Here is a 21,755-nt window from a genome sequence, read left to right on the forward strand (position 1 = left end):
TGACTGTAAGGCGCGGGATGATCACTGCATTAGACGAAACGAGGAGGGCGCCAGAGTCCTGCGGGCTCTCGCTTAATCACCGACTGGGTCAGCAATATCTCGGGGCGTGAGGGGAGAGGGGATATGCTCTTGATCACGGTGGTCTGGAGAAGTCCTCCGGTCTTGCATTCCTGGCCGGATTTGCAGGGGGACTTATTGGCCACCCCATCAGACGTGTCCATTTGCTCGCAGCACGGAGCATCGACCATTGCATGGCCCTGATGATCGGCGCTCTGCATCGGGCAAGGTTGTGCCGGCATGCTGAAAGCCACACCGCCGAAGGTCGGCAGCACGAGGCTAGCAATCATTAGCAGGATCAATCCAATCCGACGCACAGCAATTCACCAGGCGGGGCAATAGGCCGACGATAGCAGATTGCCCCGAGGCATGAACGCTCCTTTTGGCAATAGTGTTGATTTGGATCAAATAGAGTGTCATGCAGGGTATCAATCGGGCTCAACTGGTAGCTCCGTTTAACCGGATTTCTCAAGCTCGTAGGGTTCGCACCACCCGCTAGGCGCGCTAGCACAAGACCGGCCTCGCTAGCCGTTCAGTCGAGCCCCAAGTAGGAATTGGGGGCCTGGTCAAACATACTGTTGCTTAGGCGAGATGCAGGGGCTGCCTGCTTCGAGCAGGCCCAATCAGGCACCAAAAGCGAATTCTATAATCGCTCTATAATCACTTTATAATCGACTATAAACCAGATTCTAGAGCGCCCGGCGCTGCCTAAAAAGCCGATCAGTTGCTGTATGCATGTGTCACTTAGATACTGCATACAAGGAGCCCGAAGGAGGGGTGTTTGATCGGGGAGAATGCGCTACCTAGCAAGCGCAACCCTGTACGATACGGACGTCGACTCAGGCTTCTCTACTTCAAGCCGTTACTATTCATAGAAGAGACCAGGAGCAAAGTTCCAAATTGACTTCCAACAAACAGGTGGAGCCCCACATTGCTTTCCAAAACTGCCTGAAACTGATATCACCAAATCCATGTTCTCACTCGAACGCGAATTACTGTGGTGCTAACAGGATCAGATAGGGGTTGTTGGTAGGCACCTCCTCGAACAGCTGCCGGGGTTCTTTCAGCAGGTAGCCATGCAGCCGCCGCGACTTGCGCGGCCCCGTCACGTCGCATGTCCAGATGTTCTGGCCGTTGTCGTGCTTGTGGTGCAGCTGCAGCCTCTCGAAGCGTTTTTGCACCCACTGCCAATCTGCCATCTGATCCTGCTTGGCGAGTGCTGCAGTGTGAGGGTGTTCTTGTGCGTAGCGTTGGAACACCCCCGGGCTGACCAGAAAGGCTGTGCCAGACACCGTATGCACCAGGGCCTTTGCGTCATTGATGATGAGCTTGCGGCCTTGGATGCGCTGCCGCAGCCAGGCCATGAAGTGTTCGCCGGAGGGTGGTTCCCGCAGGTTTTCGACGCCCGCGGCGGAAGGAAGAACAAGGGGTGGTGGTGACGTTGAATCGCTCTCCTGAGAAGGTGCAGGTGGTTCATCGATGCAGGTTGCAACTGGCGGCGCAGCCTCCGGCCCCTGTGGGGGCCGTTCGGTATCAGGGGTGCCGAGCAGTGCCAGCAGGGCGTCGACGCTATCGGCAGCGGGCGCAGCAGACGGCGCAGGTGCGGCGTTCGCCGCCTGTGAGGTGTCACCGCTATCGTTGGATGGTTCTGCGGGGGCGTCGCTGGGCTCCACCTCTATCACGACGGTGCCGGTACCAGCAGGTATCCGACAGTTGGTAAAGGGGCAGGGGAGCGGACCCCTAGCAAACCCCACAGATGTGCAACACTGAGTGCAGGGTCTTTAGCGCAGGCGCCCGACCATGAACCAGGAATTGCTAAAGCTCGTCACTGAGAAGGTGCTGTTGGCAGGCAAGCTCCTTGCAGCCGAGTGGGATCTTCCAGGCGGGCCGCGTGGCTACGGCGACAAGGCAGAAGTAGACGCCGAAATCGAAGTGGTACTGCGCAGGGGGCTCCTTGACCTTCTGCCATGCGATTTCTGGGGAGAAGAAACAGGCACCAGCCTGGCTGGCCACGAGTATTGTTGGGTTGTAGACCCCAACGATGGAACCAGCGATTTTCTACAAGGGCGTAAAGGATCTGCAGTTTCAGTAGGGCTTCTGCGCAATGCGACGCCCGTTCTCGGTGTGGTCTACGCACCAGTCACTCCAGATCTGGGGCCCGATTGCATCTCATGGGCGGAAGGCAGCGGAAGCGTTATCCGCAATAACCGCAAAGTGACCGCTCAGCTTGCGCATCGAGCTCTGGACGCGGGCTGCCAGGTCCTAGTGAGCACAGCGGCAGTAAACAAGCCAGAACTCAACGCCGAGTTGTGCGCGCCCGCAGCTTTTGTTCCTTCCCCCAGTATTGCGTATCGCTTGGCTCGCGTAGCCGCCGGCGACGCTATCGCGGGAATCTCTCTCGTGCCGGTCTCGGCACATGACGTCGTTGGTGGCCATGCTCTGCTGATCGGGGCTGGCGGTGTGTTGCTTAACCAAGATGGCGTGCCAGTGATTTACGACTCAGAGGCCCGGATGAAAAGAGTGTCGCTACGTTGCTTCGGTGGAGCACCCAGTGCGTGTAGCGCGTTAGCCCATAGAGATTGGGGAAAGCTCTTTTGAAGGCTCGGCGGAACGATGCTTACTGGTGAATATGCGTATTTTTTTGCACCTTTACCAATGACCGCTTAAGGCCTCTAGAATGGGCACTTCAGAGATGGCAGATGTGCTGTTTTGCAGATTTATTTGCAGATTTCGACGGGCAGCAGACCCCTTTAGCTGTCACTCTCTTCACCGGGTACCGTGGCGGTGTAGCGTGCTATATCACGTATCCGAAGAGCGGCTTGTAACTCAAAAGTATTGAGGTTCGGTGAGGCAAGCCTGGCAGAGGTGTTGCGGATCCACTGGAGCGATGCCGATCGCAACTGATCAACCTCCATTTCACTCCACCCGTCCTGCCGCATTCGAACAAGGGCCAAATCAAACACCGGCTGGAGGAGTCCGCGGATGTGGTGGTCGGACAATCCTGGTCGCCCTCCCAGGGTACATAGCAGAGGTACGGCCTCGTCGTCGGAGGGCAGGGGAGGTAGGTTTAAAATGCGCCGGTAACGTGCAAGGTAAACATCCAGGTACTCCTGCGGCGCACGAACTCTGTCTACCAACCGGGCGCCTTTACGCAGATAGAGCCACCAGAGACCAGCAGCGTCCCTGCGAAAATCCTTCATCGCCGGAGCGTCGCGCCCTTTGCCTGATAAATCGGATACGTTCAGGTACATGGCGTAAACGGTGGCGAGGATGAACAGCGTCCGCTCATGTCGGACGTCTTCTGAAACCATACCAGCTGCTGTATCAATCACGTATAGCCATTGATCCTTGCTCAGCGAACGCGCTCCATTGCTCCCTGGAATACGTCTTCCCCGTGAAGGAAGGCGGTTAGAGGCGAATGGGTTGACCTCGGTTAGATCCTCACCAACGGCATAGACAAAGAGGCATTTGCATACAGATATGCACTTATTAAGGGTCGCCTGAGATAGGCCCAATGGTGGGCCGGATAGCGGAGGAGGGGTGCATCCTGAGGAGGTAGATCGATCGCTTTTGGGATTGTGCCAATTGAAAGGCCGCCAGTCGGCATTGACCATGTAGCTGTCTGACTCATGCGCCATCCGACTGCCAATGCGAGTGAACCTGTCCCTTACAACCGGCCCAACCCAGCTGCTCGGCGGCTTAAGGCAGAATGCTACGAAGCTCTCGCTATCCGAGTGGTTGAGCTCTAGGAGCGGCTTCTGGGCCTCCAGGAGCGACCAAAGGAGTAAGCGCTCTGCATGAGTGCGGTAGCTGTTGAATGTTGTCTCGTTATCGCTGCAGGTTTTTAGGAAAGCACGTACTGCAACGTATCCCTCCTTGGCGCGAAACGCCGCTGGAAACCCTTCCAGAAATGCGCGCACCTCAGGTAGCTCATATCGCAGCTCTGGGGATTGAAACTCGAGCTTATTGAAGCGAGTAAGCACCTCAAAAAGAGGTTGTGGCGCGATCTTCATGACGTTGATCCCGGCTCTAAGCCCTAAGAGCCATCGGCGTGCGTACCCGAGCGCGACGTGCGTTGTACTCATTCAGGCTAGTACCGGGTGCTTAGGGGATCAACTGATCGAGAGATGCGTGACCGAATCGAATGGACGCTCCGGTGAACTGAAGATTAGAAACGGCGAAGCACGTGAACCAAAGATTCGAAATGGAACGGCAATCCATGAACTGAAGATTAGAAATCGGATTTTTTCGTGAACCAAAGATTGGAAACGGGAGGGCACAGAGTGAACCGAAGGTTAGAAACGGAGAGCTCAATCCCGTTTCGAATCTGTAGTTACCAGAAATTCGAATCTTTAGTTCAGATCACTCCTGATCAAGAAGGGGCATCTGACTCAATACGCTGTTTAACATAATATACATTATGCGAACTATCATATGACTGCCGTCAGGTGCTCGGTCCAGGTTTTTCGCATTTTGACGAACGGACGTTGCCGAAGCGCATTTCCTTTGATGGCGAGTAACCATAGAACTCTGTGTAGCACTTGCTGAAATGACTCGATGAGACGAACCCGCAAGCCAGTGACACATCGAGGATCGGCAGATCGGAATGCTGTAGCAGCCGGCGCCCTTCAGTCAGACGCAGCTCCAGGTAATAGCGCACCGGCGTGGTCGTCATCTGATCCTGGAACAGCCGCTCGATCTGCCGCCTGGAACGCCCAACATACTGGGCGATCTGGGTCAGGCTCAGGGGCTCTTCAATGTTGGCGCACATCAGCTGCACCACATTGCGCAGCGGCTCGCTCATCTTGTCGTGCAGTGCCGGGCGTGCGCGACGGTAGCGCGACTCTTCGAAGGCCAGGATATCGACGATGCCATCGGCCAGTTCCCGGCCATGCCGCTTGCGGATCCACTCCATCACCATATGAAATGCACCGCTGGGACTGGCGGCCGTCAACCGGTTGCCATCGACCATGTAGCTCTCGCTGGTCACCTGGCTGTTTCTGGCGACCTCCGCCAGTACAGCGCGATTCTCCGGATGGATCGCACATTTATAGCCATCCAGTAGTCCGGCCTGCCCAAGAAACCAGGCACCATTCCAGAGCCCAGCCAGCTCTACGAACTGCTTGTTCGCGCCATGCAGCAAGGCGCTCAGCGCTGGCGAGGCCTTCAGCGGCGTACGCAGACCGCCGCAGATCACCAGCAGATCCATGTCCGCCATGTGCGACAACTGAATTTGTGCGCCAGGACAGATCACCAAGCCCAGGTCGCTGGTTACCGATTCGCCCGTCAGGCTGAATGACTCGGTAATGAAGCAGCCAGGGCTGATCAGGTTGGCCGTGACCATGGTGTCGAGCGCCTGGGTGTAAGCCGGCAAGGAGAAATGCTCGAGCAACAGAAAACCTACCCGGGCCTGTTTGACCGGCTGCTTCTTGTCATCTACGAAACGCAGGTTCTTCCCCTGCATGGCTTCGCTGAAACTACGTTTGGGTAACAATTTCAAGGCGTCCATCCGAGCCAGCCCTTGTTTGCGTTGTTATCAGAGTTTGCATGTTCACCAAACTTGCCAATGGCGTTATCGCGTAAGCGCCCTCTCCTCGCTGTATCTGGATTTTTCCCGATAGCCGCGCGCTCGGCAAAACGCAACTTTTTCAGCGCCATGGCCCTGAAGGTGCGTCGCAACCGAACGACTGAATGTCGCTTGCGGGTGCATTGAAAACGACGTCCCGAGCTTACTGTTCCTGCATCTCCAGCCGCAAGGAACCCGCCAAACCGCCACTGCAACCTCAACAAAACCAAGAACTCAAGGTGCAATACTTATGACTCGGAACAACAATCCCGTGCGCCTGATGCGCGTACTTTTGACAGGTGGAGCACTGATCGCCCTGCTGGTGGGCTCCGGCTTCACCACGGGTCAGGAGATCATGCAGTACTTCGTGGCATACGGTTATCGTGGCGTCGCCAGCGTTGCGCTAATGCTGTTGCTGTTCATCTATGTCAATTTCAGCTTCGTAAGTGCCGGCTATGAGCAGCAGTTCAGCGAGCCTAAAAGTATTTATCAATATTACTGCGGCAAACTGCTCGGCAGTTTTTTCGACTATTTCTCGGTCGTTTTCCTGTTCATGTCCTTCTGGGTAATGATCGCCGGCGCAGGCGCCGCGCTGCATCAGCAGTTCGGCTGGCCGAACTGGATCGGAGGCGTGGCAATGGGCAGTCTTGCCCTGGTGACGCTGCTGTTGGGCTTCAAGCGGCTGGTGGAAATCATCGGTTTGATAGGCCCGCTGCTGAGTGTTCTGGCAATCGTCATTGGTATCGTCAGCTATGCAATGGCGCCTGACGGGCTGCAAAACTATGCGGAGCAACTGGAACCACTGGTGACTGATCGCACCGTTCTGCAGGCCAGCAGCAACTGGTTCATTGCCTGTGCGTCCTATGTCGGTTTTTGCATGATGTGGCTGGCGGCGTTCATGACCAATCTGGGCAAGTCGGCCTCCAGTAGAAAGGAAGCCCGCTGGGGTGCGACGCTAGGCGCGGTAATGTTCAGCCTGGCGGTACTGGCCATGATGCTGGGCCTGGCGGCCCATCTCGATGACGTGGCCGGTACGCAGATTCCCACGCTGGCGTTGATCGCCAAGCTTCACCCGACACTGGCGTTGGGCTTTGCACTCATCGTGTTCGTTGCCATCTTCACCACTGCAGCGCCACTGCTGTGGGCGCCGGTAAAGCGCTTTGCTCCGGACGAAAACAGTCAGCGTCACCGCATCCTGCTGGTAGTGCTGGCGGTAATCGGCACCCTGGTCGGCCTGACCATCCCCTTCGATCGCCTGATCAATATCGTCTACGTGATCAACGGCTATGTGGGCTTTGCCCTGCTCTTCCTGATGCTTGCCAAGGACATTCGCACGCGGCTATTCAAGTCGGAGGCTGCTACGGTCTTGCATCCCTGACGGCCAAGGGTCATGTCCATCAAATAGAGGGCCGCACTGGGTTACCCGTGCGGCCCTCTATTTGCCTGTAGCGTCCATGCATCGCATGGCGTCCGAACATGGACCGCAGCAGGCTTGCTGCCAGCCACTTGACCAGGGTCACCCGCACGCACAATACTGTATCTATATACAGTATATGGTCGTTACCCCATGTCATCCGTGGTTGCGCTTGACCGATTGATCGACGCTCGCCGTGTGTGGCGAGGCCAGGCCGTTTCATCGCCATCCAGCGCCAATATCTCAACTGGACACCCTTTTCTCGATGCCGCATTGCCTGGAGGCGGCTGGCCTACGGCTGCGCTCAGTGAAATTCTCACGAGTGCGCCAGGCATCGGTGAGCTGAGCTTGCTGTGGCCGACCCTTGCAAGCCTCAGTAGCGCGGGCGAGCGGGTCGTGCTCGTCTCCCCTCCTCACCTGCCCTATCCCCAGGCCTGGATTCAGGCCGGCGTCGACTTGCGCCACCTGAGCATCATCCAGGCCAATGGCCGCGATGCCTTGTGGGCTGCCGAGCAATGTTTGCGCTCGGGGAGCTGCGGGGCGGTGCTGTGCTGGTTGCGTCAGGCTGATGACCGTTCGCTGAGACGCCTGCAAGTGGCCGCTGGCACTGGGCAAACCCTGGCTTTTGCCTATCGGCCACAGACGGAGGCCGCCAATCCCTCGCCGGCCGCTCTGCGTCTGGTGCTCGAAGGTCAGCCTGCGCAGCTGCGGGTGATCAAGTGCAAAGGTGGGTTTCCACCTGCGCAGCCGCTTGCGTTTGCCTGGCACTGAGCCGGCCATGCTCTGGGCTTGCATCCTGTTGCCGCAGCTGGCCATGGACGGTGTGCAACGTCAGCGCGCCAACCCTGATGAGCCACTGGTGTTACTGAGCGGCTCGCCGCAACGGCGCGTACTGCAAGCAGTCAACCCGCCAGCCCGAGCTCTGGGGCTGAAACCCGGGCAGTCACTGACAGCGGCACAGGCGCTCACGCACGGGTTCGCAACAGCGCCGTATGATCTTGCGGCCATCGAACACTGGCAACAATTTCTGGCCGCCTGGGCCTACGGCTTCAGTGCCCAGGTCAGTCTCCATTATCCGCGCTGTCTGCTGCTGGAAGTGCAATCGAGCCTGGGCCTGTTCGGCCCCTGGCCGCGCTTTCAGGCGCGTCTGCGCAGCGAGCTGTCAGCACTGGCTTTCCAGCACCGCATTGCCGTCGCGCCGAATCCGGCTGCTGCGCGGGTGCTGGTCAATATCGGCGATGGCCTGATGGCAAGCGATGAACAGACGCTCAAGCAGATACTCGATCCCTTGCCAGTGGACCGACTCGGGCTTTCTGCCTCGGTAACCACTGCCTTCAATCGCATGGGGCTCAGGCAACTGCGCCAACTGCTGGCTTTGCCGCGCGACAGCCTGGCCAAGCGCTTTCCTGCCGAGGTACTGCGCCACCTCGATACCCTGCTTGGCCAGCGCCCACTGGCGCTGGATTTCTATACGCCTGCGGATGTATTCGATGCCCGTATCGAGCTGAATTTCGAGGTGGAGTCGCATCAGGCGCTGCTGTTCCCGCTGCGCCGCCTGACAGCCGATCTGGCGGCTTACCTGGCCGGCCGTGACAGTGGCGTTCAGCGCTTTGCCTTGCATCTGGAACACCGCACGGGGGGCGATACCCAGGTGCAGGTGGGTTTGCTCAGCGCCGAGCGTGATCCAGGCATGCTGTTCGAGCTGACCCGCGGCCGTCTGCAGCATCAGCAGCTAGCGGCGCCGGTGCTGGCCGTGCGCCTGGTGGCGCGTGAATTGCCAGTCTTCGCGCCGCAACACCAGCAACTGTTCGATGAGCGCCCGCAGCAGAACCAGCCCTGGGAGCAGTTACGCGAACGGTTGCGCGCTCGCCTGGGTGATGGCGCCCTGCATGGCCTCGGAGCCAGAGCGGATCATCGCCCCGAACACGCCTGGCAGAACGAACCGATCAGCCCCTTGCTGCCACCCTGCAGTGCGCGTCCCGGCTGGCTGTTGAGCGAACCCCAGCCACTGCGTGAAAGCTCGCTACGCATCCTCTGCGGTCCGGAGCGCATCGAGTCTGGTTGGTGGGATGGCGGGGATGTGCGCCGCGACTACTACGTGGTGCAAACCCGTGCCGGCCAGCGCGGCTGGGCCTATCGAACGGTCGGCAGTGACGGTCCGTTGCTGTTGCACGGGTGGTTCGCGTGAGCGATTACGCCGAACTCCACTGCCTGTCGAATTTCAGTTTCCAGCGTGGCGCTTCCAGTGCCCAGGAGTTGTTCGAGCGGGCGGCCCTGCTGGGTTATCGGGCCCTGGCGATCACGGATGAATGCACGCTTGCGGGTATCGTGCGCGCCTGGGAGGCCTCGAAGAAGAGCGGCGTAAAGCTGATCGTGGGCAGTGAGGTGCTGATCGAAAACGGCCCGAAGCTGGTGCTGCTGGCCGAGAATCTGAAGGGCTATCAGGCGCTATGCAGGCTGATCACCCGGGCGCGACGCCGAGCGGCAAAGGGCGCCTACCGCTTGTTGCATGAAGACTTCGTTGCGCCGCTCGAGGGGCTGCTGGGCATCTGCCTCAGCCACGGCGATAGCAGCGCCCTGCCCTGGCTTCGTTCGTTATTGCCGGGGCGCCTGTGGCTGGGCGTGGAGTTGCATCGCGGCGCGGACGATGCCGCGTGCCTGCAGCGCCTGCTCGATCTGGCCGACGCTCACGGTTTGCCGGCCGTGGCCTGTGGCGATGTGCACATGCATGCCCGTGGCCGCCGCGCCTTGCAGGATTGCATGACCGCTATCGGCCATCATCTGCCCGTGGCCGAGGCCGGTGCCTATCTGTTCGCCAATGGCGAACGCCATCTGCGCCGACTCGAAGAGTTGACCGAGTTGTATCCGCCGCAGCTGCTCGCGCAAACGCTGTGCATCGCCGAGCGCTGCAGCTTCGATTTCGCGCACTTGGACTACCACTACCCGCACGAGCTGGTACCGGCAGGTCATGACGCCACGTCCTGGCTGCGGCATCTGGTGGAACGTGGTGCCGGCGAGCGCTGGCCCAAGGGCGTGCCGCCCGCTGCCCGCACTCAGATCGAACACGAACTGGCGCTGATCGCCGAGCTGCAATACGAGAGCTACTTTCTGACAGTGCATGACATCGTCCGCTTCGCCCGCGAGCAGCATATTCTCTGCCAGGGTCGGGGTTCGGCGGCCAACTCCAGCGTCTGCTTCGCGCTCGGCATCACCGAGCTGGACCCTACGCACAGCCGGCTGTTGTTCGAGCGTTTTCTCTCCCGCGAGCGCAACGAACCACCGGATATCGACGTCGATTTCGAGCATGAGCGCCGAGAAGAAGTCATCCAGTACGTGTTTCGCCGCTACGGGCGAACGCGTGCAGCGCTCACGGCGGTGGTCAACACCTACCACGGCGCCGGGGCGATACGCGACGTCGCCAAGGCCCTCGGCCTGCCGCCGGATCAGGTCAATGCGCTGGCTGATTGCTGTGGTCGCTGGAGCAGCGGTCCGCCCTCGCCCGAGCGTCTGCAGGAAGCGGGATTCGATCTGCAAAATCCACTGCTCCGGCGCGTGCTGATACTGACCGGTGAGCTCATCGGTTTTCCCCGGCACCTGTCACAACATCCCGGCGGCTTCGTCATCTCCGAGCATGCGCTCGACACGCTGGTGCCGGTGGAGAACGCGAGCATGGCCGAACGCACCGTGATTCAGTGGGACAAGGACGATCTGGACAGGGTCGGGCTGCTCAAGGTCGACGTGCTGGCCCTGGGCATGCTCAGCGCGCTGCGCCGCTGTTTCGCCTTGATCGAACGCTATCGCGGCAAACAGTGGACGCTGGCCACTCTGCCGAAGGAAGACCCGGCCACCTACGCCATGATCAGCCGCGCGGACACCATCGGCGCGTTCCAGATCGAGTCGCGCGCGCAGATGGCGATGCTGCCACGTCTGCGCCCAAATAAGTTCTACGATCTGGTGATCCAGGTGGCCATCGTCCGTCCGGGGCCGATCCAGGGTGATATGGTGCATCCCTACCTGCGCCGACGAAACGGCGAAGAAGCCATCGACTACCCCTCCGATGAACTCAAGCCGGTCTTCGAGCGCACCCTCGGTGTGCCGCTGTTCCAGGAACAGGTGATGGAACTGGCCATCGTCGCCGCCGACTACACCCCAGGCGAAGCGGATGAACTGCGCCGCAGCATGGCCGCCTGGAAACGCCATGGCGGCCTTGAGCCTCATCGGCAGCGGCTCACCTCGCGCATGCTGGAAAAGGGCTACACGCAGGCATTCACCGAGCGGATCTTCCGTCAGATCGAAGGCTTCGGCAGTTACGGTTTTCCCGAGTCGCATGCCGCCAGCTTCGCCCTGCTCGCCTACGCCAGCTGCTGGCTCAAGTGTCATGAGCCCGCGGCCTACGCCTGCGCCCTGGTCAACAGCTGGCCGATGGGTTTCTATAGCCCCGATCAGGTGCTGCAGGACGCGCGGCGGCATAACGTCGAGGTACGTCCCGTGGATGTCCGCTACAGCGACTGGGACTGCAGCCTGGAACCCAATGAACAGGGCGAGCCGGCCATCCGCCTGGGGCTGAGAATGATCCGCGGCCTGCGCGAGGCCGATGCACGTCGTATAGAACAGGCGCGCCCGTCAGGTGAATTTCACGATGTCGAAGACCTCAGTCGGCGCGCACGCCTGGACGCCTCGGCGCGTGAGCGGCTGGCCGATGCCGGCGCACTTGGGGCTCTGGTTGGCCACCGCTACCAGGCGCGCTGGGCGGTGGCCGGCGTCGAGGAACAGTTGCCGCTGTTCGCCGGCGTCTCTGCGCCGAGTGAAGCCTGCCTGAGCCTGCCTGCACCCTCGCAGGGGGAAGATCTGCTGACCGACTATGCGACGCTTGGCACCACTCTCGGCCCGCATCCGCTGGCCATGCTGCGCGAGGCATTGCGCGCCGAGCGCTGCCGCAGTTCCCATGATTTGCTGGCGGTCGAGCACGGCCGGCCGGTCAGCATCGCCGGCCTGGTGATTGGCCGGCAAAGGCCGCAAACCGCCAGCGGCGTCATATTCGTCACGCTCGAAGATGAATTCGGCCTGGTCAATGTGGTTGTCTGGCACGACCTGGCCGAGCGGCAACGACGGACCCTGGTGCAGTCGCAGATGCTGCGCGTCGATGGTCATCTGGAAACGGTCGAAGGTGTGCGCCACGTGATAGCCGGGCGCCTGACGGATCTGACGAGCATGCTGACCGGTCTGGATATTCGCAGCCGCGATTTTCATTGAGCATCTGAGCACCTGCGCGATGCCATGGTGAAGACGAAAAAAAGGCCGCACTGGATCACCAGGCGGCCACAAGTCGTCTTAACCAAAGGAGATGAAGTGGAGCCAGAGCGTCGGCCTCCGTGAGTGATACAAAGGCCGCCGCTCGGAAGTCTTCATCGGGGTAAAGCCTATCGTCCTTCGCGCTGATCAGCGCATCGAAGTCGTCGATAGTGATCATCGATCAGCTTGAATAGTGCATCTGCATGCCGGGTGATAACTCTATGCGCGCCCTCTGGGCCGGGCCTTACCTCGATGTGAGGCGCGTTTAGAACAGCACACCAACACCGGGAGCCCCCATGCACAAGAAGCACTGTCTCGCGCTGGCTTGCAGCCTCGCGCTGGGTGGGCAGTTGGCTCATGCCAGCAGCCAGTCCGAAGCCAATGGTTTCGTCGAAGACGCCAACCTCAATCTGTTGCTGCGCAACGCCTACTTCAATCGTGATTACAAAGACCACACCAACGACGCCAAGACCTGGGGTCAGGGTTTCATCGCCACTTTCGAGTCCGGCTTCACCCAGGGCACCGTCGGTTTCGGCGTCGATGCCTTCGGCCTGCTCGGGGTCAAGCTCGACAGCGGCCGCGGACGTAACTATCGCGCCTTCTTCGACACCGACAGCGAAGGCCGTCCGGTGGACGATCTGTCCCAGGCCGGCGGCGCGGTGAAACTGCGTGTTTCCAATACCGTGATCAAGTACGGCAATCAGTTCCCTTCCCTGCCGGTTCTGGCCCATGACGACAGCCGCCTGCTGCCGCAATCCTTCACCGGTACGCTGGTGACCAGCAACGAAATCGAAGGGCTCGAACTGAACGCCGGCCGTTTCACCGCGGACAGCCCGATGGGCGATTCGGCACGCGATCCCAATCGACTCAAGAGCATCGACGTGCTCGGCGGCAGCTACGCCGTGAGCGATGATCTGAGCCTGGCGGTGTATCACTCCGACCTCGAGGACATGTACAAACGCTACTACGCCAACATCAACTACAACCTGGCGCTGGCGGCTGAGCAGGCGCTCAATTTCGACTTCAACATCTACCGCACCAAGTACGACACCGGCTCGGTGGCCGCCGTGGATCTCGGCGGTGATGGCCAGGGCGATCGCAACACCATCTGGAGCCTGGCGGCCAAGTACAGCATCGGCGCCCATGCCTTCATCGTCGCGCATCAGCGCAGCAGCGGCGATGCCGGCTTTGCCTATGACTATGGCGACGGCGGCTCGAGCATCTACCTGGCCAACTCCTATTACTCGGACTTCAACCTGAAGGACGAGCGCTCCTGGCAGGCCAGCTACGAGCTGGACTTCGCCGAGTACGGCGTGCCGGGTCTACGCTACAAGTTCGCCTACGTACGCGGTGACAACATCGATACCAGCAACGACAACAACGGCACCGAACGCGAGATCTTCAACCAGATCGGCTACACCATCCAGAGTGGTGCGGCCAAGGATCTGCATGTTCGCTTGCGCAACTCCATCTACCGCTCCAGCACCGACGTCGGGCCGGATCTCAACGAGATCCGCGCCTTCGTCGAGTACCCGCTGAGCATCCTCTGATGCTCTCCGCCCCGGCTTCGGCCGGGGCGGCTCTCAGCTGCGCAGCGCCTGCGCGACGGCCTTGGCTGCCGCCTCGATGGCGCCTTCCTCGTAGGGCGCAAAGCCCATCACCAGGCCTGGACCACGAGGGCTGACGCAGTAGCGCGACAGCGGTATGGCATCGATACCGGCCGCCTGCAAACGGGCAAAAGCATCCTGCTCGTTCTCCACCTGCAAACCGCAGGCGATATCCATCCCCGCGCGAATTTCCGGCACCTCGATCAACCCTCGCCAATGCCTGTGCGCAGCCTCGGCGAAGGCATCGGCACGCGCTGCGTAGAGCTTGCGCATGCGCCGCACGTGACGGTCGAAGTGGCCCTCATGGATGAAGTCGGCGAGTACGGCCTGCGCCAGGCTGTTGGCATGGCGCGACATTAGCGCCGAAACGCGGGTGAAGCTCTCGACCAATTGCGGCGGCATGACCAGGTAGGCCAGGCGAATCGAGGGAAACAGCAGCTTGCTGAAGGTGCCTGCCATGATCACCGAATGCTCGGCGCCAGGCATCGAGCGCAGGGCCGGAATCGGCTTGGCGATGAAACGGTACTCGCTGTCGTAGTCATCCTCGAAGATGTAGCTGCCCTGCTCCGCTGCCCACTTCAGCAAGGCGAGACGGCGCGCTGGCGACAACTCGCCGCCCAACGGTGCCTGCCGTGACGGCGTGACGTAGGCCAGCCGGGCACCTGGCGCCAAACGTATGCCCTCGTCCACATCGAGGCCGGAGCGGTCCACTGGCACGTCCACGCGTGTCACGCCAGAGATATCCATTAACTGCCGCGCGCCGGGGTAGCCGGGGTCTTCCATCCATACCTGAGAATCACCCGGGGCCAACAGACGCAGGCAGATATCCAGCCCCTGCTGCACGCTGCCGAGCACCAGGATGCGCTCGGGCGAAACCTGTACGCCACGTGCGATGGCCAGATAACCGGCAATGGCCTCGCGCAACGCCGGCAACCCCGCCGGATCGGCGTCGAGCAGCATGTTCAGGCGCGAGCTGCGCAGCTGCTGCGTGTGCAGCTTGCGCCACAGATCGATGGGAAAGGCGTTGATATCACCACGATGAGGAAAGAACGCGCGCAGACCACTCGGCAATGTGTGCCGGGAGAAAATGGGCTCGATCTGCGCCAGGCGTTTCAGCCATGGCGTATCGGGCGCCGCGCGCTTGTCCTCGACCGCCGCCACCACCTTGCGCCGGACGTACCCTGCATTCAGCGTCGGGTCCGGCAATACCTCGCTGACACGTGTACCGCTGCCGGTACGCGCTTGCAGATAACCCTCGGAAAGCAGTTGCTGATAGGCCGCCTGCACCGTGCCGCGCGCCAGGCTGTAATACTCGGCCATGGCGCGGGTGCTGGGCAATTTGCTGCCAGCCGGCAGGCGCCCGCCCAGAATCGCGCTGCGCAACGAGTCATACAGCCACTCCTGCAGGCTAGCCCCCTCCTCCGGTGTTCCCAGGGGTAGAAAGACCACGTGTGGCGGAGCTTTTTCGACGGGCATGGATGCTCCAAAGTGGACCACTTATTTGTGCAGATATTGGATCAATACCTTGATCCAAAACAACCACACAATCGATCCCGTAGTCAGCCAACACCTTTATCTTCAACTACGGGAATCAACCCTATGAAACAGCAGATCCTGATCATCGGCGCCGGTTTCGGCGGTATGTGGAGTGCGCTGAGCGCCGTTCGCCTGCTGGACCAGCACCAACGCCTGGATGTCACGGTCACCCTGCTCGCCCCGCAAGCCGAACTGCGCGTGCGCCCGCGCTTCTACGAAAGCGACCTGAGCACCTGCGTTGCGCCGCTCGGCCCGCTGTTCGAAGCAGTCGGCGTGCAATTCGTGCAAGGCAGCGCGACACGCATCGACGCCGCAGGCAAGCGGGTCATCTACCGTGACGCAAACGGCGCACAGGCCGAGCTGCTTTTCGACCGCCTGATTCTGGCCTCTGGCAGCCAGGTTGCCAGGCCTCCTCTGGCCGGTATCGACCGCTTCGCCTTCGATGTCGACAGCCTGGAGTCGGCGCAGCAACTCGAAGCCCATCTACAGGGCCTGCGCGACAAGCCGGCCAGCCAGGCGCGTAACACCGTCGTGGTGGTCGGCGGTGGTTTTACCGGTATCGAAACGGCCACGGAAATGCCGTCGCGGTTGCGTGCCATCCTGGGTGACCAGGTCGACGTGCGGGTGATCATCGTCGACATGGGTGATCAGGTCGGCAGCGTCATGGGTGAGCAGATCGCCTCGGTAATCGCTGAAGCGAGCGACAACCTCGGGGTAACCTGGAAACTCGGCAGCCCGGTGTCGATGGTCGACGAACATGGCGTGCGGCTGGATAACGGCGAGCGCATCGAAGCCGACACCGTGGTCTGGACCGTGGGCGTGAAAGCCTCGCCGCTGACCCAGCAAATCGACGGTGAGCGCGATGCCTTCGGGCGCCTGCACGTGGACCGCAATCTCAAGGTGCTGGGCCAGGACGCCATCTACGCCACCGGTGATACCGCGTATGCCGCAGTGGACGATCTGGGCAACCACGCACTGATGACCTGCCAGCACGCCATTGCCCTCGGCCGCTCCTCCGGCAACAACGCGGCAGCCGATCTGCTCGGTGTCGAGCCGATTCCCTACAGCCAGCCCAAGTACGTCACCTGTCTGGATCTGGGCGCCTGGGGCGCGGTGTTCACCGAAGGCTGGGAACGCAAGGTGGTGCTGACCGGTAAGCCAGGCAAAGAACTCAAGATGCAGATCAACACCCAGTGGATCTACCCGCCGCAAGCCAAACGCGACGTCGCCCTGGCGGCTGCCGACCCGCTGATCCCCGTCGTCGCCTGAGCGGGCACCCCGCCCCAGGGTTTATTGCCCTGGGCGCGGGTCAATCCTGATAGATCTGCACCTGCAGCTTCGCAGGTGGGTCCTCCCCCTCTGCGCGCAGCCATTCGCCTGGCGGTTGCCCGACATGCTGAGCAAAGGTGCGCGAGAACGACGCCTGCGATGCGTAACCCACCGCATCGGCGACTACCTTGATCGGCATGCCCTCACACAGCAGGTCCTGCGCGACCTTCATGCGCCAGGCCGTCACATAGGCCATGGGCGTCATGCTCATGACCTCGGAAAACAGCGCAGCGAACTTGGTGCGCGACATCTTCGCCAGCTCGGCCAGACGCTCGACGCTCCAGGCCTGCTGAGGCTCCTGATGGATGCAGATCAAGGCTGGCCCAAGCTGGCTGTCCTGCAAGGCATAGAGCAGACCGCTGGTGATGCGCTCTTCGCTCACTGCGCGCCGCACCAGCAGGACGAACACATATTCGAACAACAGATTCAGTGCCTTGCTGCGCCCTGGTGCCGGTGTGCGAAATTCGTTGACCAGGGAGCCGATCACAGGCCCCAGCTGCTCCAGGGCACTCAACGGGAACACCAGTGTTTCCAGCAGTCCCAGGGGAAAGGGCTGCTGCCCCGAGCGCCCGAACTGAAAGGAAGCGCAGATCAGATCCACGCCGCCAGGCTGGTGCGCGCGCAGCTTGTAGCAACAGGTGCTTGGACAGAACAGCACACTGGGTTCACTGATCGCAATGCGCGGCTTGTCGGCGTGCACCATATCCAGTGCGCCGCGCTCGATCACGTGGATGAATGCCATGCCAGGGGGTCTGTCCAGCACCAACGTACCGTCTACCGGGCCGGCGAATAACAGTCGCCCTTGCAGGCTCGTGCGCTCGAAGAACTCGGAAAGAACATCCATATTGGAAACGTCCGGATAAAGATTCTCTATGGGGATGACTGCTCGACAGGTCGCAACGCAACGGTTGCACTGTCGTAGATTGATAGACAATCCAGCCCATAAAAATTCCAAACGGCCTTAACCAAAGATGGAGAGTCTCCACGGTTCGTTTCTCAGTCCGTTGCCCCTTCTTCCCCGGGAAATGGCTCAATCAGCGCCGGCAAGCACGGCTCAAATCAGCCCATAAGAGCGGCCTTTGCCGTCCTCTTGAGCCTGCATATCCGCACGGTCCTTCATGCGCTGAGCGATCTCCTGCTCGACAGCCTGCTGCTGCTCGGGCGACATGTCTTCGATGTCCTCTTCGGTCAGCCCCATCTCATTGAGGATGCCGTGACGAATCTTCTCCGCCGGTGTCATCGCCATGTAAGCCATGAACTCCGCCAATGCGGCGTCACCGCTGTCCTCGCCCTGCGGCTCTTGCACTGCCCCGGAACTGACGGCAGCTTCCACCTTGCCTTCGGCCCCATTCTGCAACTCCACACGCAAGCGGGCAAAGCCCTCATCCGTGGCTTGTCTGGCGCGAAACTCGCGTTCGGACTCGGCGTTTGCCGAGCGCGTGGTCTTCTCCACGTTGCGCGCCAGCTGGGCAAACTCGCCTTGCTCTTCACTCTGCTTGTTGCGCAATCCGCTCAGCGATAGACCGCCGTAACTGCCAACGCCTCCAATCGTGCTCATGTCGTGCTCCTTGACTGAATTGCAATTGCCAGGAGCACTGATACAAAGCGCATGCCAGCTCAAACGGCGCGCTTAATTCATTGAAAGTATTGGATTTTATTTTGGTGCGAGAGAAAGCCTGGCAAGCCCTTGCCGTTTGCCGGCAAGGGCTTGCAGGGAGCGCTTCAGTCTTGTCCGCTCATTTGCCGAAAGGCGTCGAGCAGTGCCTGGCTGAGATCGACCGAGGAGAACTTGGTCAGTACCGCGTTGGCGCCGACCGCACGCGCCTTCTCGGTATTCATGGTGCTGTCCAGCGAGGTATGCAGCAGCACGTAGGTAGCAGCGATATCGGAGCTGCGGCGGATTTCCTGAACCAGGCTGTAGCCGTCCATCTCCGGCATCTCGATATCCGAAACCAGCAGCTCGAACGGCATGCCGGCCTGCTGATACTCATGAAGCTGTTCCAGCGCTGCCTGGGCACTGCGCACTGCCGTGCAGTCGAGCCCTAGCTGGCGCAAGACATTGAGGGTCTGTTGCAGCGCAACTTGCGAATCATCGACCAGCAGCACGCGACGCCCCTGCAGCAGGCGGCCATCCTGACCGTCGAGCAGTTGCCCGACTGGCGCCTCTTCGAGTGCTGGAGCGATGTCATGCAATACCTTCTCGATATCGAGAATCTGCACGATGGCACCATCGATCTGAGTCACGCCGGTGATGAAAGCACGACTGCCGGATCCGGCAGGCGGTGGACGCACATCGCGGGTTGAGCACTGCACGATGCGCTCGACGCCCTTCACATGCAGGCCCTGACGCGAGCGGCTCACCTCGGTGACGATCAGACAACCGTCATCCTCGTCAGCCGCACCTTGCTCGCCGATGGCGCGCGCCAGATCGATCACCGTCACCGCCGCACCGCGCAGGCTGGCGATGCCGCGCACATTGGGGTGGCGGCTGGGCAGTTTGGTCAACGCAGGACAGGGAATGATCTCGTTGACCTTGAGCAGGTTGATGCCCAGCAGACGGCCGCTATGCAAACGAAACAACAACAGCGATAGCGCGTCACCGATGACCATAGTCATGAAACTGTCCTTGAACTAACGGTAAACCTACCGGGTATAGCGACCATCTGACCGCGGACTTTAATCCGCAGCCAGTTTCAGGGCCACTCGCCCACGGTTCGGGCAGGTTTCCATGTAACGATGCGCTTCGATGAAGTTTTCGAAGTCGAACACCTTGTCGATCACCGGCGTCAGCAAGCGGTCGGCGGTCATCTGATTGATGTGCGTGATGGCACGCTGCACGGCCTCGTTGTTCGGCTCGATGCCAAGCTCCGGGCAACCGGTGAAATCCAGCACGCAGTGGCGGAAGAACTGCAGGTGCTTCTTGAACGCTGCACAGGCAGGGAAGGCCGTGTCGTTGCCACCATTGATCCCGTACAGGATCAGCTTGCCGCGCGGCGCGGCGATATCGCCCAGCAGTTTCATCTGCGGGCCGGCACACTGGTCGAGAATCACTTCGACACCCTTGCCTTCGGTGTAACGCTCAACCTCCAGGACCAGGTCCTGCTCTTCGGTCGCAATCACCTTGTCGGCCCCCAGGCCGCGCAGGAACTCGCGATCCTCCACTGAGCTGGTGGAGACGATAACCTTGGCGCCCAGTGCCTTGGCCAGCTGCACGGTCTGCGGCGCCATGCAGTGACTGGCCTCGGTGATCAGCACGTGCTGGCCGGGCTTGAGGTGCGCCAGCTCGATCAGCGCCAGGTAGCCGAACAGCAGGCTGGTGTAATGGACGCTGGCCTCGACCGGGCTGAGCACATCGGGGTAACGCGTCAGGGCGTGGCTGGGCATCAGCACCAGATCGCCCCAGGTCGGGTAACGGTTCGGCGTGCTGGCCGGGAAGCCGGCAACGGCGGTGCCTACGTCGAAGTCGCTGACACCATCGCCCAATACGGCCACGGTGCCGGCCAGTTCGAAACCGGTACCAGCCGGGAGCTTGGCCTGCTCGGGCGCCAGGTTCTGTCGCCACAGTACGTCTTTCCAGCCCAGGCCCACGGCCTGAACGCGCACCAGCACCTCACCAGGGCCGGGCTCGGGCGTCGGAACCTCTTCGTACTGGAGCACTTCGGCATCGCCGAACTTATGAAAACGGATCATGCGGGACATCGCTTACCTCGAGCTTGATCGCGGATTAACACTTCAATGACTGTGGACTCTATCCGCTGTTCGGCGGCGACACTATCAGACTCTATCGATAGTCTTCATGCCTGTCAGTGATTCGGCAGCTTTCAATCCGCTGCACACTGCCCGTACTATTGCCCAGGCAAAGGCTCTCATTTGCAGCGCCGTGCTGACAAGGCCCGTATCCCTCGAATGGTACCCGGATGAACCGCAACGACCTGCGTCGCCTCGACCTGAACCTGCTGATCGTTTTCGAGACCTTGATGCACGAGCGCAGCGTCACCCGGGCCGCAGAGAAGCTGTTCCTGGGCCAGCCGGCCATCAGTGCCGCCCTCGCCCGCCTGCGCACCCTGTTCGACGATCCGTTGTTCGTGCGCACCGGCCGCAGCATGGAACCGACCCCGCGCGCGCAGGAAATCTATTCCCTGCTCTCGCCAGCGCTGGACTCCATCTCCACCGCCGTCAGTCGCGCCGCCGATTTCGATCCTGCCACCAGCAAGGCGGTGTTTCGCATCGGCCTCTCCGATGATGTCGAGTTCGCCCTGCTGCCTGCGCTGCTTCGCCGTCTGCGTGCCGAAGCCCCTGGTGTGGTGCTGGTGATTCGTCGTACCAACTACCTGATGATGCCCGGCCTGCTGGCCTCCGGCGAAATTTCCGTGGGTGTGGCCTACACCGAGGAACTGCCGGCCAATGCCAAGCGCAAGGTTCTGCGCCGCAGCAAGGCCAAGCTGCTGCGCGCCGATACCGTGCCCGGTGCGCTGAGCCTCGATGACTACTGCGCCCGCCCCCATGCGCTGGTGTCCTTCGCTGGCGACCTGACGGGCTTTATCGATGATGAACTGGCCAAGCTCGGCCGCGAGCGCCATGTGGTGCTGGCCGTGCCGCAGTTCAACGGCCTGGCGACCCTGTTGGCAGAGACCGATATCGTCGCCAGCGTGCCAGACTACACTGCCGCCGCTCTGACTGCCGCAGGCGGCCTGCGCGCCGAAGACCTGCCTATCCAGGCCCAGACCTTCGAGCTGCACATGGCCTGGCGCGGCGCCCAGGACAACGATCCGGCCGAGCGCTGGTTACGCTCGCGCATTCAGATGTTCTGTGGCGACCCCGATAGCCTGTAAAACATCCGGAAACGCACCAGCGAAGTGCCGCCAGGAACCTTTGCGCACTGTCATAGTTCTAAATTGATACAACTCTGTCTTTTATCATTCCCGATGATATTCAAATTCATGGCGTTCGATTC

The 21,755-nt window shown here is 60.8% G+C and carries 15 protein-coding genes and 1 pseudogene; 8 read left to right on the forward strand and 8 right to left on the reverse strand.

Going from position 1 to position 21,755, the window contains the following annotated elements; translation table 11 throughout:
• Positions 1-1,049 precede the first annotated feature (1,049 nt).
• Positions 1,050-1,673, reverse strand: a pseudogene (locus PCLY_RS25180) (conjugal transfer nickase/helicase domain-containing protein); the annotation flags it as partial.
• Between the two features lie 184 nt (positions 1,674-1,857).
• Here PCLY_RS25180 and PCLY_RS11665 point away from each other — a divergent pair.
• Positions 1,858-2,655, forward strand: a complete 798-nt coding sequence (locus PCLY_RS11665; RefSeq protein WP_061239419.1) for an inositol monophosphatase family protein — start codon at positions 1,858-1,860, stop codon at positions 2,653-2,655.
• A gap of 152 nt (positions 2,656-2,807) precedes the next feature.
• Here the strand turns inward: PCLY_RS11665 and PCLY_RS11670 are convergent, their stop codons facing one another.
• Positions 2,808-4,070, reverse strand: a complete 1,263-nt coding sequence (locus PCLY_RS11670) for a hypothetical protein (protein WP_061239421.1) — start codon at positions 4,068-4,070, stop codon at positions 2,808-2,810.
• Positions 4,071-4,501: 431 nt separating this feature from the next.
• Positions 4,502-5,521: a GlxA family transcriptional regulator gene (locus PCLY_RS11675; protein ID WP_231740154.1), complete on the reverse strand. Its 1,020-nt coding sequence runs from the start codon at positions 5,519-5,521 to the stop codon at positions 4,502-4,504.
• Positions 5,522-5,903: 382 nt separating this feature from the next.
• Here PCLY_RS11675 and PCLY_RS11680 point away from each other — a divergent pair, with 382 nt between their 5' ends.
• The 5 genes from PCLY_RS11680 (at position 5,904) to PCLY_RS11700 (ending at position 13,879) form a co-directional block, all read left to right on the forward strand.
• Positions 5,904-7,001: a YkvI family membrane protein gene (locus PCLY_RS11680; RefSeq protein WP_061239588.1), complete on the forward strand. Its 1,098-nt coding sequence runs from the start codon at positions 5,904-5,906 to the stop codon at positions 6,999-7,001.
• Positions 7,002-7,190: 189 nt separating this feature from the next.
• A complete protein-coding gene (gene imuA / locus PCLY_RS11685) occupies positions 7,191-7,808 on the forward strand; it encodes a translesion DNA synthesis-associated protein ImuA (RefSeq protein WP_061239423.1) in 618 nt (205 codons plus the stop codon).
• 7 nt (positions 7,809-7,815) lie between these two features.
• Complete coding sequence (locus tag PCLY_RS11690; RefSeq protein ID WP_061239424.1) at positions 7,816-9,225, forward strand: Y-family DNA polymerase; 1,410 nt, start codon at positions 7,816-7,818, stop codon at positions 9,223-9,225.
• A complete protein-coding gene (locus PCLY_RS11695) occupies positions 9,222-12,290 on the forward strand; it encodes an error-prone DNA polymerase (RefSeq protein WP_061239590.1) in 3,069 nt (1,022 codons plus the stop codon). Before PCLY_RS11690 ends, PCLY_RS11695 begins: the two co-directional genes overlap by 4 nt.
• Positions 12,291-12,625: 335 nt before the next feature.
• Positions 12,626-13,879 (forward strand): OprD family porin, encoded by a 1,254-nt coding sequence (locus PCLY_RS11700; protein ID WP_061239426.1) that lies wholly within the window; start codon positions 12,626-12,628, stop codon positions 13,877-13,879.
• 33 nt (positions 13,880-13,912) lie between these two features.
• Here PCLY_RS11700 and pdxR read toward each other — a convergent pair whose 3' ends face one another.
• A complete protein-coding gene (pdxR, locus tag PCLY_RS11705) occupies positions 13,913-15,412 on the reverse strand; it encodes a MocR-like pyridoxine biosynthesis transcription factor PdxR (protein WP_061239428.1) in 1,500 nt (499 codons plus the stop codon).
• 123 nt (positions 15,413-15,535) lie between these two features.
• On the opposite strand from pdxR, the gene PCLY_RS11710 reads away from it, so the two are divergent.
• Positions 15,536-16,741, forward strand: coding sequence for an NAD(P)/FAD-dependent oxidoreductase (locus PCLY_RS11710; protein ID WP_061239430.1), 1,206 nt, complete (start codon positions 15,536-15,538; stop codon positions 16,739-16,741).
• A gap of 40 nt (positions 16,742-16,781) precedes the next feature.
• Here the strand turns inward: PCLY_RS11710 and PCLY_RS11715 are convergent, their stop codons facing one another.
• The 4 genes from PCLY_RS11715 to PCLY_RS11730 form a co-directional block, all read right to left on the reverse strand.
• Positions 16,782-17,645, reverse strand: a complete 864-nt coding sequence (locus PCLY_RS11715; protein WP_061239432.1) for a helix-turn-helix transcriptional regulator — start codon at positions 17,643-17,645, stop codon at positions 16,782-16,784.
• A 210-nt stretch (positions 17,646-17,855) separates the two neighbouring features.
• On the reverse strand, positions 17,856-18,359 hold the full coding sequence (locus PCLY_RS11720) for a hypothetical protein (RefSeq protein ID WP_061239434.1): 504 nt from the start codon (positions 18,357-18,359) through the stop codon (positions 17,856-17,858).
• A gap of 164 nt (positions 18,360-18,523) precedes the next feature.
• A complete protein-coding gene (locus PCLY_RS11725) occupies positions 18,524-19,417 on the reverse strand; it encodes a chemotaxis protein CheV (RefSeq protein ID WP_061239436.1) in 894 nt (297 codons plus the stop codon).
• A gap of 60 nt (positions 19,418-19,477) precedes the next feature.
• On the reverse strand, positions 19,478-20,500 hold the full coding sequence (locus PCLY_RS11730; RefSeq protein ID WP_061239438.1) for a zinc-dependent alcohol dehydrogenase family protein: 1,023 nt from the start codon (positions 20,498-20,500) through the stop codon (positions 19,478-19,480).
• A 218-nt stretch (positions 20,501-20,718) separates the two neighbouring features.
• Between PCLY_RS11730 and PCLY_RS11735 the strand changes: the two genes are divergently transcribed.
• Positions 20,719-21,633, forward strand: a complete 915-nt coding sequence (locus PCLY_RS11735) for a LysR substrate-binding domain-containing protein (RefSeq protein WP_061239440.1) — start codon at positions 20,719-20,721, stop codon at positions 21,631-21,633.
• Positions 21,634-21,755: the final 122 nt, after the last annotated feature.

The organism is Ectopseudomonas composti (genome assembly GCF_001567565.1).
Taxonomy (GTDB): domain Bacteria; phylum Pseudomonadota; class Gammaproteobacteria; order Pseudomonadales; family Pseudomonadaceae; genus Aquipseudomonas; species Aquipseudomonas composti_A.